Source organism: Pantoea graminicola (assembly GCF_048452665.1).
Taxonomy (GTDB): Bacteria; Pseudomonadota; Gammaproteobacteria; order Enterobacterales; family Enterobacteriaceae; genus Pantoea.
In genome coordinates this window covers 150945-164000 of sequence record NZ_JBLWSJ010000003.1, presented here as the reverse complement: position 1 = coordinate 164000, position 13056 = coordinate 150945, and the positions used below count along the sequence as shown (strand labels likewise).

Genomic DNA, 13056 nt, shown 5'->3' with positions numbered 1-13056 from the left:
CAGTGACGTTATTTTCTGCTGATACGCTAAGCTTAATACTCTGTGTCAGTAAAAAACGGGAGAAATGAATGGGACACGTCGTTAAAATTGGTCGTTATGAGATTGTTGATGCCGATCTTGACGGTGAGAACACCGACACCGTCAGTATCCCCTGCCATACCAATCCCGGCTTAATTACCCAACTCGACGGATGGGATCGCGATACCAGCGTGCCAGCCTGGATTGATGGGGAACCGGTGGATCTGCAAATCGGTCATTATGATAAACAGCAGGACCGCTGGATTTTAAAAAAACCTGCCTGAATTTTTTCATTACCGCCAGTCTGAAGTACTGGCGGTAATTCCTAAAAAGCGTCTTAAACGGTTTGGTTATAATTGACTGCACTCTTATTTTATCTCAATTAATCATCAGCTTAGCCATTTAAAACTTTAATCACTTTCGCGGTTTTCAGATTTTTTCCGTATTAACTCTGTCAAATATCTCCTGCATACTCATTCTCAATGCTGCAACATTTCGTGAGTACCATCACGCTTTAATCGTTATCTTTTTGCAGCTGTACTGGCTTGACTGACTGCACCAGCCTGAAAATGACTTTTTGAATTTTCAGCAGCCCACTCCTGAGCGCGTACCTGATTCTGATCAGGCCATCTTTTACTTAAGAAAGAGAGCAGGTTTTATGGCAAGTACATTGATAATGAATAGCCCGAGCCGCTCGTGGAGCGGCACGCGCAAAAATATCATCGTGAAATTCGCCCTGAGTTTTTCCGATCTGATTGCACTTAATCTGGCTTTGTTTTTATCTGCCGCCACAATACAGGGTATTTGGGGCGAGCTGGACACCTTTATTCCCCCGCATCAGATTGAATATCGTTTTATCGCGCAGTTTATTATGTCGGTGCTCTGTACCGGCTGGTTCTGGGTCCGTCTGCGCCATTACACCTACCGCAAACCTTTCTGGTTTGAGCTGAAAGAGATCGTCAAAACCTTATTTGTTTTCTCACTGCTCGACCTCGCGCTGATTGCCTTCTCGAAGTGGGACTTCTCGCGCATGGTGTGGGTCTTCAGCTGGACTTATGCGCTGCTGCTGCTGCCGCTGATGCGGGCGATGGTCAAACGCGCTATCAACAAGGCGGGCCAGTGGCAGAAAGAGACGATCATCATCGGTTCCGGCCGTAACGCCACCGAAGCCTATGCGGCGCTGCAGAGTGAAGAGATTCTGGGCTACAACGTGCAGGCGTTTATCTCGGTGGATGATGTTCCAGCTGAACAGAGTGTCAATGGCGTACCGGTGATCACCTGGAAAGATATTAACTGGCAGACCATCGACCGTGACAACGTGCAGTTTATCGTGGCCATGGAGTATGAGCAGCAGCCGATGCGCGACCGCTGGCTGAAGTTCCTCTCGAAGATGAACTGCCGATCGGTCTCCGTGATCCCGACGCTGCGCGGCGTGCCACTTTATGGCACCGACATGTCATTTATTTTCAGCCATGAAGTGATGATCCTGCGCGTCAGCAATAATCTGGCGAAGCACTCTTCTCGTTTCATGAAGCGCGCCTTTGATATCGTGGTGGCGTCGATGCTGCTGCTGTTCCTCGCTCCTGTCTTCGCCCTGCTCTGCTTTATGGTGAAGCGGGATGGCGGCAATGCGATCTATGGTCATGAGCGTGTCGGTCAGAACGGCAAAAAATTTAAGTGCCTGAAGTTCCGTTCGATGGTGACCAACTCCAGAGAAGTGCTGGAGAAGCTGCTGGCGACCAGCGAAGAGGCGCGCAGAGAGTGGGACAAAGACTTCAAACTGAAGAACGATCCGCGTATTACCGCCATTGGTGGATTCCTGCGTAAAACCAGCCTTGATGAGTTGCCGCAGCTGTGGAACGTTATTCGCGGTGAGATGAGCCTGGTCGGCCCGCGTCCGGTGATTGAAGCGGAGCTGGAGCGTTATGCCGGTGACGTGGATTATTACCTGATGGCTAAACCGGGCATGACAGGACTCTGGCAGGTAAGCGGACGAAACGACATCGACTACGATACCCGGGTCTATTTTGACTCCTGGTATGTGAAGAACTGGGCGCTCTGGACCGACGTCGCCATTCTGTTTAAAACCGCCGGTGTGGTGCTGCGCCGCGACGGTGCCTACTGAGTCTGACCCAGCGATGCCTGTTTACGGCAGGCATCGCACTTTCCGCACCCCTTTCCTCTATCTTTTTTGCCCCTGAATCATTACCCTTTGCGATCGTTTTTTAACAGACCGTTTACCCTCTGGTTGTTATGCAAAAATTTACTCTGCTTTTATTAAGCCTGGTGCTGCTGGCACCTTTAGGCATCGATCTCTATTTGCCCACGCTGCCGCAAATCGCGGTCGGGCTGAATACGCCGGTTACCCTGGTGCAGACCACCATTCCCCTGTTCCTGCTGGTGATGGGGCTGGGACAACTGGTCACCGGTCCGCTGGTGGATAACTACGGCCGTAAGCCGATCGCGCTGCTGGGCCTGGCGCTCTACATTACCGGCAGCGCCATCGCGGCAACCGCCACCTCTTTCCCGCTGTTTGTCATCGCCCGCCTGGTGCAGGGCTGTGGCGTCTGCTGCAGCGCGGTTGTGGCCTTCAGCGGCGTGCGTGACCGGCTCAGCGGGGATGATGCGGCCCGTGCCTATGGCTTTCTGAATGGTGCGCTGAATATCGTTCCGGCCCTGGCGCCGCTGCTGGGGGGCCTGCTGGCCAGCGCCTTCGACTGGCGCGCGCCCTTCTGGTTCCTCTGTGGCTACGGCGCGCTGATTACGCTGCTGGTGCTGATCTGGCTGCCGGAGACCCGCCCGGCGGATACCCTGCGCGTCAAAGGGTTGCCGGTTAAACAGTATGCCGCGATCCTGCGTCAGCCCCGCTTTCTGGCGTTTGCCTTTGCCAATGCCGGCGCCCTGGGTATGGTGCTGACCTATGTATCGCTGGCACCGCAGGTGTTGATGAGCGAAGGTGGCCTGACCCCGATCCAGTTCTCCTTTGCGTTTGGCGCGAACGGCTTCTGGATCATGTTTGTCAGCATGTTCGTCAACAAAGCGATTCGTAAAGCGGGACGCCCGTTCTGTCTGGCGATGGGTTTCCTGACCATGCTGCTGGGCGCGCTGCTGCTGGTGGCCGGTATGCAGATCTTTCCGGCCGCGCTGCAGACCCACTGGGCGCTCTATATGTTCCCGGTCGCCGTGGCGGTGGCCGGACTGGCCTTTACCGTGGGGCCTGCCACCAGCTATGCGCTGGAGCCGTATCAGCAGCAGGCGGGCGTTGCGTCGGCCCTGCAGGGCTTTATTCAGATGGCAGGGGGGGCGGCAGGCAGCCTGATTATCGTGGCGCTGCCGGTGGCAGAGAAGCTCTCACTGAGCCTGATGATGCTGGTGGGTGCAGCGCTGGCGTTCATCGCCTGGCGCTGCAGCAGGAAGATGCGCGGCACGCTGACCGCGCTTAAATAGCCGTTACCGGCACGCGGGGGGCGAGCGCACACATCAACTCGTACCCTACCGTTCCGGCCGCTTTGGCGACCTGATCGATTTTGACCTGCTCGCCCCACAGCTCGACGGCAGAGCCGATGCCCGCCTGAGGACAGGGGGTCAGGTCCACCGTAATCATATCCATGGAAACCGCGCCCACCACCTGGGTCATCACCCCATCCACGCAGACGGGGGTGCCGGTTGGCGCATGACGCGGATAGCCGTCGGCGTAGCCACAGGCGACGACACCGATTCGCTGGGCACTGCTGGCCCGGTAGCGGTAGCCGTAGCCGACGCCATCACCCGCCTGAAGCTGCTGCACCGCGATAATCTCGCTGCTCAGGGTCATCACCGGCTGCAGGCCGCTGCCCGCGATATCCTGCCAGTCGCCGCTGGGCGAGGCCCCATAAAGCACGATGCCAGGGCGAATCCAGTCATAGTGCGCTTCAGGGTGCCACAGGGTACAGGCGGAGTTGGAGAGAGAACGCGGGCAGTTCAGCCCTTCGGCCGCCTGCTCAATGCGCTGCAGCGGGGCAATCAGCCCCTCGGGATTCTCCGCATCGGCAAAGTGTGCCATCAGCGTCATCTCACCCACGTTATTCAGCGCGCGCAGCTTCTGCCATGCGTTACTGACCTGTTCCGGGCGGAAGCCCAGTCGGTTCATGCCGCTGTTAACCTTGAGATAGATATCCACGGGCGCAGAGAGCCTGGCCGCGGCCAGCGCGTTGATCTGCCAGTTGCTGTGAACACTGGTTGTCAGGCGATAGCGGTCGATCAGCTGCAGATCGTCGGGATGAAAAAAGCCCTCCAGCAGCAGAATCGGTTTTTTCCAGCCCTGCTCACGCAGCTGTATCGCCTCTTCCATATTGAGCAACGCAAAGCCGTCGGTGGCAGACAACGCTTCGCGCACGCGATCTATGCCGTGGCCGTAGGCATTCGCTTTGACCACTGACCAGACGCGGGATGCGGGGGCTGCCTGGCGCACAATCGTCAGGTTATGACGTAACGCCTGCTGGTTAATGGACGCGACAATCGGACGTGACATCTTCCTCTCCCTGAATACTTAACGAGTTGCGTTAGCGTTACGCAGCGGGGATGACGCCGCCGCGAAGCCGGGTAAGTAGCGGAACACCGCCAGGTCATCGGCAGCGATGGCGGGTTTTTTACCGGAGATGAGATCGGCCAGCAGCTGACCCGATCCACACGCCATTGTCCAGCCCAGCGTACCGTGACCGGTATTCAGGTAGAGGTTAGAGATGGGCGTGGCACCTACGATTGGCGTTCCGTCTGGCGTCATCGGGCGCAGGCCGGTCCAGAAACTCGCCTGCGCGACATGACCGCCTTCAGGATAGAGATCACTGACGACCATCTCCAGCGTTTCCCGCCGCGCTTCGGTGAGTCTGGTGTTAAAACCAACAATTTCCGCCATTCCCCCTACGCGGATGCGATCGTCGAAGCGGGTTACCGCCACTTTGTAGGTCTCATCCAGGATGGTTGACACTGGCGCCGCATCCGGGTTTTTAATCGGAATGGTCAGCGAGTAGCCTTTCAGCGGATAGACCGGAATGTCGATGACATTCTTCAGCAGCGCAGTCGAGTAGGAGCCAAACGCCACCACGTAGCTGTCTGCTTTAACGATCTCGTCGCCGCACTTCACGCCATAGATGCGGTTGCCATCGCGCAGCAGGTGGTCAACGGTGGTGTTATAGCGGAAGATCACGCCCGCCTCTTCGGCCATCTTCGCCAGCCGCTGTGTAAAGAGCTGGCAGTCGCCGGTTTCATCGTTAGGCAGGCGCAAGCCGCCTGTGAGCTTATGCCGTGTCGCCGCCAGCGCCGGTTCAACGCGCGACAGCTCGTGCGCCTCTAACAGCTCATAGGGCACGCCCGCATCACGCAGCACGGCAATATCCTTGCTGGCGCTGTCGAACTGCTGCTGGGTGCGGAAGAGCTGCAGCGTGCCGCCCTGACGGCCCTCATAGGCGATGCCGGTTTCACTGCGCAACGCTTTCAGGCAGTCACGGCTGTATTCGGCGATCCGCACCATCCGGCTTTTGTTCTGCTGATAGTGGTTGATGTCGCAGTTGCGCAGCATGTGCCACATCCACTCCAGCTGGAAACTGCTGCCATCCAGCCGGATAGCCAGCGGCGCATGACGCTGGAACATCCATTTCACCGCCTTCAGGGGTACGCCGGGGGCCGCCCAGGGGGCCGCATAGCCCGGTGAGATCTGTCCGGCATTACCCGCACTGGTTTCCATCGCCGCCGCAGGCTGACGATCGATAACGGTAACCTGATGTCCGGCACGGGCCAGATACCAGGCGCTGGCCACACCGACTACCCCACTTCCAAGAATGACAACGTGCATAGCTCCCCCACCCGACCTCTAAAAGCATAATTCACTGTTCAAATGATGATAACCAGCGGATTAACACAGCGGATATCACCCCGGAATTTCATCTTCTATTTCACATCTTTTTTACTTTTCAGGTAACTGAAATCTTATGGCACGGCTCATTTCAGCAATTTATGCGTCTTAATCCTTAAATGCAGAAATAAATGACAACAAACGCAGTGAAATCTGCCTGTTTCAGGAGAATCCTTCAACCCCATACATTCTGCTTATAAACAGGATGATATTCCGTGATCGGCGCCATAGCCCGGATGAAAAACGGTTAAATATGCCTTTGCTTCTATCTGAATGATTTTGTGCCAAAGATTTCGTTTGAGTTCGCATTTCGGATAGGCGACAGTGGGCTATCATTGTTGTGTTCGCCTAGTTTTTTTGGGTTCCCTTTTTCAGGACGAAGCCTTAAATAACCAGAACGGGTTGTCTCTCGGGTCAGCCGGTTTGCAAACAAGAGGTGCGCTATGACGATAATCTTTGACGAAGCCATCAGAGACAGCAAACGACTCAACGACGGACCAGACTGGACATTCGAACTGCTGGATGTCTATTTAGCCGAGATCGACCGGGTCGCAAAACTCTACCGGCTGGATACCTACCCGCACCAGATCGAAGTCATTACCTCTGAACAGATGATGGATGCCTATTCCAGCGTAGGTATGCCGATCAACTACTCTCACTGGTCATTCGGTAAAAAGTTTATCGAGACCGAGCAGCGTTACAAACATGGGCAGCAGGGCCTGGCCTATGAAATCGTCATTAACTCCAATCCCTGCATCGCCTATCTGATGGAAGAGAACACCATGACCATGCAGGCGCTGGTGATGGCGCATGCCTGCTACGGTCACAACTCATTCTTTAAAAATAACTATCTGTTCCGCAGCTGGACTGACGCCGGATCGATCGTTGACTACCTGCTGTTTGCGAAAAATTACATCAGCGACTGCGAAGAGCGCTACGGCGTTGAAGAGGTCGAACGCCTGCTCGACTCCTGTCACGCCTTAATGAATTATGGCGTCGATCGCTATAAACGCCCGCAGAAAATCTCTCTGCAGGAGGAGAAGGCGCGGCAGAAGAGCCGTGAAGAGTATCTGCAGAGTCAGGTAAATACGCTCTGGCGCACGCTGCCGCGCCGTGAGAAAGAGGCGGTGCCCTTTGAAGCTGCGCGCTATCCCTCTGAGCCGCAGGAAAACCTGCTCTACTTTATGGAGAAAAACGCCCCGCTGCTGGAGCCGTGGCAGCGCGAGATCCTGCGCATCGTGCGCAAGGTCAGCCAGTATTTCTATCCCCAGAAACAGACTCAGGTGATGAACGAGGGCTGGGCAACCTTCTGGCACTACACCATTCTTAATCACCTCTACGATGAGGGTAAAGTGTCGGAACGCTTTATGATGGAGTTCCTGCACAGCCACACCAACGTCGTTTATCAGCCGCCCTATAATAGTCAGTGGTACAACGGCATCAACCCCTACGCATTAGGCTTTGCCATGATGCAGGACATCAAGCGAATCTGTCAGTCACCGACGGAAGAGGATCGCTACTGGTTCCCGGATATCGCCGGATCCGACTGGCTGGAAACGCTGCATTTCGCCATGCGCGAGTTCAAGGATGAGAGCTTCATCAGTCAGTTCCTCTCGCCGAAGGTGATGCGCGATTTCCGTCTCTTCACCGTACTGGACGATGACCGCAATAACTACCTTGAAATCGCCGCGATCCACGATGAGGCAGGCTACCGGGCCATTCGCCAGCAGCTCTCGGCCCAGTACAACCTGAGTAATCTGGAACCCAATATTCAGGTCTATAACGTCGATCTGCGTGGCGACCGCTCACTGACGCTGCGCTATGTGCCGCAGGGCCGCACGCCGCTGGATAAGAGCCGTCGCGAAGTGCTGAAGCATGTTCATCGCCTGTGGGGATTTGATGTGATACTCGAACAGCAGAATGAGGATGGCAGCGTCGAGCTGCTGGACCGCAATCCGCCACGCGGCGTTGCACTCTGAAGAGATAAAAAAAACCGGACGCGAAGTCCGGTTTTTTTTAACGTTTGTTGCCGAGATCGTCAGGCAGGTTCTTCTGCATGCTGTGCCAGATCTCACCGCTGCGGCGGCCATAGTTACGCACCACCTCAACAATCTCATCCTGCCCTGGCGAGGTGTCGCACAGCGCCAGCAGCTTCAGATAGAAATCACGCGCCACCTGGCGGGCTTCAGGGTTGGAAAAGTAGTGGCGACCCACGCGCGTATAGAGACCTTTCAGCCCATTCAGGATCAGGCCGTAAATCGGGTTGCCTGAGGCAAAGGCCAGGCCCCGGAAGACCCGATAGTCGAGTTCAGTATAGGCATCCGCCTGGTCGGCGACTGCGCTGACCGTTTCCAGCACTTCACGCGCTTTATCGGGATGGTGGCGCAGGGCCCGGCTGATAAAGATCGATGAAATGTTACTGCGCACCGACAGCAGGTTGTCGATCAGCACCGGCACGCTGTCGTGATCGAGACGGGCCAGGGTTTCCAGGATGTTCAGCCCGGATGTTTCCCAGAAGTCGTTTACCCGCGTTGGCTTACCGTGCTGGATCGTAAGCCAGCCATCGCGCGCCAGGCGCTGCAGCACTTCACGCAGTGTGGTGCGCGTCACCCCAATCAATTCAGAAAGCTCACGCTCAGCAGGAAGAATCGACCCGGGCGGAAAGCGACTGTTCCAGATGCTTTCAATAATATACTCTTCAGCAAATCCCGCTGGACTCTGAGCCTTTATAACCATAGCAATGTGTTCTCGTTGCTTTTCTAATCATGATGGGCACTCATCATACCAGACGCCCTATAGCGGATATAGCCTGCGTCACCATTAAAACCGGGCGCGGGCGCATATTTCAGACTGGCCGTCAGCCAGCGCGACGGCCAATGGCGGCGGCCTTGCTGGCTGCCGCGCGCCGCCTGTCGCCACCAGTGAATGTCCGCTTCGGCCTTTGCGGCGTCTCCCCCTGTAACCTGCGGTGGATCAGCATCAGGTTATGTTTACACACGATTTTTCCCTGGCTGTGGCTGGTTTGCCTGCGCTTTTGGTTTACACTGCGTGGCATTCACGTTTACAGGGAATGCAATATGTTGAGATATCTGAATCGCTGCTCACGCGGTCGCGGTGCCTGGTTATTACTGGCCCTGACTGCGCTGGCGCTGGAGTTGGCGGCGCTCTTTTTTCAGCACGTCATGGGTCTGAAACCCTGCGTGATGTGCATCTATGAGCGGAATGCGCTGTTCGGAGTGCTGGGCGCGGGGCTGGTGGGGGCGATTGCGCCGAAATCGCCGTTGCGCCTGGGGGCGCTGGCGCTCTGGATCTACAGCGCCTGGGAAGGTCTGCGCCTCGCTTATGAACACACCATGATTCAGCTGCATCCAAATCCTTTTACCACCTGCGATTTTGCGGCCCGCTTTCCCGGTTTTCTGCCGCTCGACAGGTGGCTGCCGTCGGTCTTTCTGGCCAGCGGTGACTGCGCAGAACGCAGCTGGACGTTTCTGACGCTGAGTATGCCGCAGTGGATGATTGTAGTGTTTGCCGGCTATCTGCTGGTGGCGGCGCTGGTCCTGATTGCGCAGCCCTTCAGACCGAAACAGCGCGACCTCTTTGGCCGCTGACAGAAAAAAGGCTGCCCGAGGCAGCCTTTTTTTCATCCTTCCGCGTTTACGACACTCAGCCGTTGCGGTCGGGCCGATCAATGATGTGATCTTCCCAGTCGCGCACTTCACTTTCCCGCACCGCGATATAACGCACCGAAATGCGCTGGGCATGCATGGCGCTTTTCGAACCGGCACGCAGCGGATGCCAGGCCGGAAGCGGTTTGCCCTCGCCCAGCAGCCGGTAAGCACAGGTGCGCGGCAGCCAGTCAAAAGTGGTCAGATTTTCGCGGGTGAGCTTGATGCAATCCTCTTCTAACTCGAAGCGGCGCTCATAGTTGCGGCACTGGCAGCTTTTGATGTTGAGCTGATTACAGGCGACGTTGGTGAAGTAGATCTCATCCGTGTCGGCGTCCTGTAACTTGTTCAGGCAACACTGACCGCAACCATCACACAAGGATTCCCACTCCTCATCGCTCATTTGTGCCAGGCGTTTGTGTTGCCAGAAAGGGGTATCAGTCATGATGATTGTCCGGGTTGTGCCTGAAACGCACCTTATAAAGCCTCTGCCGCAGTGATGCAAGTGTTTAGAGTACGCGTGTGCTGATGCCGTGGCCCGCTAATGAGACCTCCAGCTGATCCCCGGAACGCATCGGGCCGACCCCTTCCGGCGTGCCGGTCAGGATCACATCGCCGGCGCGCAGCGTAAAGTAGTGGCTCATATGAGCAATCAGCGGCAGGATTTTATGGATCATATCCGCAGTGGTGCCCTGCTGGCGGACCTCGCCGTTAACCAGCAACTTAAGCTCACTGTTCTGCGGGTCACCACTGAACCCGGCGGCCGGAATAAACCCGGAGATGGGACAGGCATTATCAAAGCCTTTGGACTTCTCCCACGGCTGACCCGCTTTTTTCAGTCCGGCCTGCAGGTCCCGCAGCGTCAGATCCAGCGCCACACCATAACCTGCGATAGCCTGAGCCACATGCGCTTCAGTAGCCTGCTTCAGGGTGGCACCGATCAGCACCGCCAGTTCTACTTCATGGTGAACGTCGCCAAAGCCGTCGGGAATCGAGAGCGGCTGGCGCAGATCACACAGCGCAGTTTCCGGTTTAATGAAGATAACGGGTTCAGTCGGCGTTGCACTGCCCATCTCTTTAATGTGTTTTGCGTAGTTACTGCCGACGCAAACCACTTTGCTGACCGGAAAATCTATCAGAGCGCCTTGCCAGTTCCGATGCTGATACATGCTCATCCCCTGTTCAGGTTAGGTGTGATGCCAGCGTTGCTGGCGGATTGATGTTTGCCTGTGAGCTGATCGAAATGCCAGCCTCATGGCGTGATAATAAGATCCTTTTAACGGTCCGGGGGGTAGAATTTGTCAATAAGCGTAAACAGGGGCGCATAATCGCTGAAGTTTCGACCAATCCGGGAGGGAATTCAGGCGAAAAATTTAAGAAGCGGAGAAAACAGATAAGCTGCGCCGTCTATTTTGCGCAGCCTTAAAGTCATATTATCCTGGCAGCATCGCGCTGAGAGGATTTATATTTACAGATGAATCTGAGTTAAACTTTTTTATCAGCCTGTAAATGAATTTTTAGCAGACTTTCGATTGGTGGAGGAAGCTGTAAATAATAGCCCTGTTCACTCAATCCCTGCTTAACTTTATTGATATCCGCATTAGCCAGTCTGTCGCGGCCCTCCAGCTTCAACACCATTGCCAGCTGGGGCTTGCCAAATCCTTTCAGCAACGCTTCAGGAACGCGCGAAAAATCGTCCTTTTTTTCAACATAGAGATAAGTCTGGTCACGTAACGGGCTTCTGTAGATCACACAAAACATATTTTTTACTCGAATTAACCGGCGTTGAGGCTTGTCTGAATATAGCTGTAACTATAACATGCTTGCAGAACTTCGAATATTCACCGTAAGCGCATAAACGATGATTTTATCATCGCCTGGCTGACGGTAGTGAAAACAGGACTGAGTCGGGACTGATGTCGCAAACGCCAATCGAATTTAAAGGTAGCAGTTTCACCCTGTCTGTCGTCCATCTGCATCACCATGACCCTGTGGTGATCCGCAAGGCACTCCAGGACAAGATTGACCAGGCGCCAGATTTCCTGAAGAACGCTCCGGTGGTGCTTAACGTCGCCACACTGAGTGCAGATGTTAACTGGAAGCAGCTACAGCAGGCGATTCTTGCCACCGGTTTACGCATTGTCGGCGTGAGCGGCTGTAAAGATGATGCCCTGAAACGCATTATCGTCCGGGCCGGCCTGCCGGTACTGGCTGAAGGTAAAGAGGCCCGGCCGCGCAGTGAAGCGCCCGCCCCTGCGCCTGCACCGGTTCCTGAACCCCAGCCTGTGATGGCTGAAGCCGTCGCCGCCAAAACCCGCATCGTGAATACCCCGGTGCGCTCAGGCCAGCAGATTTATGCGCGTGACGCTGACTTAATCGTCACCAGCAGCGTCAGCGCCGGGGCCGAACTGGTCGCCGATGGCAACATTCATATTTACGGCATGATGCGCGGCCGTGCGCTGGCAGGCGCCAGCGGTGACCGCAACTGCCAGATTTTCTGTACCCATCTGGCCGCCGAGCTGGTCTCGATTGCCGGGGAGTACTGGATCATGGATCAGATCCCGCAAGAATTTTTTGGTAAAGCTGCGCGCCTGTGCCTGCAGGATGGCGCGCTGACTATCCAGACACTTAATTAGGCCCCTTTTCTTTTGTTAAGGAAATCAACATTTATGGCACGCATTATTGTAGTTACATCCGGTAAAGGGGGCGTTGGTAAGACCACGTCAAGCGCGGCCATCGCCACCGGTTTAGCGCAGAAAGGCAAAAAGACGGTTGTGATCGACTTTGATATCGGTCTGCGTAACCTGGATCTGATCATGGGCTGTGAACGCCGTGTGGTCTATGACTTCGTTAACGTCATCCAGGGCGATGCCACGCTGAACCAGGCGCTGATTCGCGACAAACGCACTGAGCAGCTCTACATCCTGCCTGCGTCACAGACCCGCGATAAAGATGCGCTGACCCGTGAAGGTGTTGAAAAAGTCCTGAACGACTTAGCCGCAATGGAGTTCGATTTCATCGTCTGCGACTCACCGGCGGGTATCGAAACCGGTGCGCTGATGGCGCTCTACTTTGCCGATGAAGCCATCATTACCACCAACCCGGAAGTCTCCTCTGTTCGCGACTCCGACCGTATTCTGGGCATCATCTCATCTAAATCCCGTCGCGCTGAAAACAGTCAGGAGCCGGTAAAAGAGCATCTGCTGCTGACCCGTTATAATCCTGGCCGCGTAAGCCGTGGCGACATGCTGAGCATGGAAGATGTGCTGGAGATCCTGCGCATTCCGCTGGTCGGTGTGATCCCTGAAGATCAGTCAGTCTTGCGCGCCTCTAACCAGGGCGAGCCGGTGATCCTTGACAGTGAGTCAGATGCTGGCAAAGCCTATGCCGATACCGTTGAACGGTTGCTCGGTGAAGTTCGTCCCTTCCGCTTTATCGAAGAAGAGAAGAAGGGTTTCCTGAAACGCCTGTTCGGGGGATAAA

General features: G+C 55.5%; 13 protein-coding genes. 7 read left to right on the top strand and 6 right to left on the bottom strand.

Annotation, left to right across the window (positions count from 1 at the left end):
• The first annotated feature begins 68 nt into the window (after nt 1-68).
• The 3 genes from ACNY69_RS08455 (at nt 69) to ACNY69_RS08445 (ending at nt 3465) form a co-directional block, all read left to right on the top strand.
• On the top strand, nt 69-302 hold the full coding sequence (locus tag ACNY69_RS08455) for a DUF1480 family protein (RefSeq protein ID WP_111141824.1): 234 nt from the start codon (nt 69-71) through the stop codon (nt 300-302).
• A gap of 374 nt (nt 303-676) precedes the next feature.
• Nucleotides 677-2143 carry an undecaprenyl-phosphate galactose phosphotransferase WbaP gene (gene wbaP / locus ACNY69_RS08450; protein WP_111141822.1) on the top strand — a complete coding sequence of 489 codons (1467 nt, stop codon included), beginning with the start codon at nt 677-679 and terminating at the stop codon, nt 2141-2143.
• Nucleotides 2144-2271: 128 nt separating this feature from the next.
• A complete protein-coding gene (locus tag ACNY69_RS08445; protein ID WP_293771091.1) occupies nt 2272-3465 on the top strand; it encodes a multidrug effflux MFS transporter in 1194 nt (397 codons plus the stop codon).
• Here ACNY69_RS08445 and dadX read toward each other — a convergent pair.
• Both dadX and ACNY69_RS08435 read right to left on the bottom strand, forming a co-directional pair.
• Nucleotides 3458-4528 (bottom strand): catabolic alanine racemase DadX, encoded by a 1071-nt coding sequence (gene dadX, locus ACNY69_RS08440; protein ID WP_418797931.1) that lies wholly within the window; start codon nt 4526-4528, stop codon nt 3458-3460. The genes ACNY69_RS08445 and dadX overlap by 8 nt on opposite strands.
• An 18-nt stretch (nt 4529-4546) precedes the next feature.
• Nucleotides 4547-5848, bottom strand: a complete 1302-nt coding sequence (locus tag ACNY69_RS08435; protein ID WP_111138886.1) for a D-amino acid dehydrogenase — start codon at nt 5846-5848, stop codon at nt 4547-4549.
• Between the two features lie 503 nt (nt 5849-6351).
• Between ACNY69_RS08435 and ACNY69_RS08430 the strand changes: the two genes are divergently transcribed.
• A complete protein-coding gene (locus ACNY69_RS08430; RefSeq protein WP_111138885.1) occupies nt 6352-7887 on the top strand; it encodes a SpoVR family protein in 1536 nt (511 codons plus the stop codon).
• Between the two features lie 37 nt (nt 7888-7924).
• Here the strand turns inward: ACNY69_RS08430 and fadR are convergent, their stop codons facing one another.
• The gene (gene fadR / locus ACNY69_RS08425; protein WP_111138884.1) at nt 7925-8644 is read right to left on the bottom strand and encodes a fatty acid metabolism transcriptional regulator FadR; all 720 of its coding nucleotides are present in this window, start codon (nt 8642-8644) and stop codon (nt 7925-7927) included.
• Nucleotides 8645-8985: 341 nt separating this feature from the next.
• Here fadR and dsbB point away from each other — a divergent pair, with 341 nt between their 5' ends.
• Complete coding sequence (gene dsbB, locus ACNY69_RS08420) at nt 8986-9516, top strand: disulfide bond formation protein DsbB (RefSeq protein WP_111138890.1); 531 nt, start codon at nt 8986-8988, stop codon at nt 9514-9516.
• Between the two features lie 55 nt (nt 9517-9571).
• Here dsbB and ACNY69_RS08415 read toward each other — a convergent pair whose 3' ends face one another.
• From ACNY69_RS08415 to ACNY69_RS08405, 3 genes are all read right to left on the bottom strand, one after another.
• Nucleotides 9572-10018, bottom strand: coding sequence for a YcgN family cysteine cluster protein (locus ACNY69_RS08415; RefSeq protein WP_111138883.1), 447 nt, complete (start codon nt 10016-10018; stop codon nt 9572-9574).
• Between the two features lie 64 nt (nt 10019-10082).
• The gene (locus ACNY69_RS08410) at nt 10083-10742 is read right to left on the bottom strand and encodes a fumarylacetoacetate hydrolase family protein (protein WP_111138882.1); all 660 of its coding nucleotides are present in this window, start codon (nt 10740-10742) and stop codon (nt 10083-10085) included.
• Between the two features lie 316 nt (nt 10743-11058).
• A complete protein-coding gene (locus tag ACNY69_RS08405) occupies nt 11059-11334 on the bottom strand; it encodes a YcgL domain-containing protein (RefSeq protein ID WP_111138880.1) in 276 nt (91 codons plus the stop codon).
• Between the two features lie 155 nt (nt 11335-11489).
• Between ACNY69_RS08405 and minC the strand changes: the two genes are divergently transcribed.
• Both minC and minD read left to right on the top strand, forming a co-directional pair.
• Entirely contained in the window at nt 11490-12209 is a 720-nt protein-coding gene (minC, locus tag ACNY69_RS08400; protein WP_111138879.1) for a septum site-determining protein MinC, read from the top strand.
• 33 nt (nt 12210-12242) lie between these two features.
• On the top strand, nt 12243-13055 hold the full coding sequence (minD, locus tag ACNY69_RS08395) for a septum site-determining protein MinD (protein WP_111138878.1): 813 nt from the start codon (nt 12243-12245) through the stop codon (nt 13053-13055).
• Nucleotide 13056: the final 1 nt, after the last annotated feature.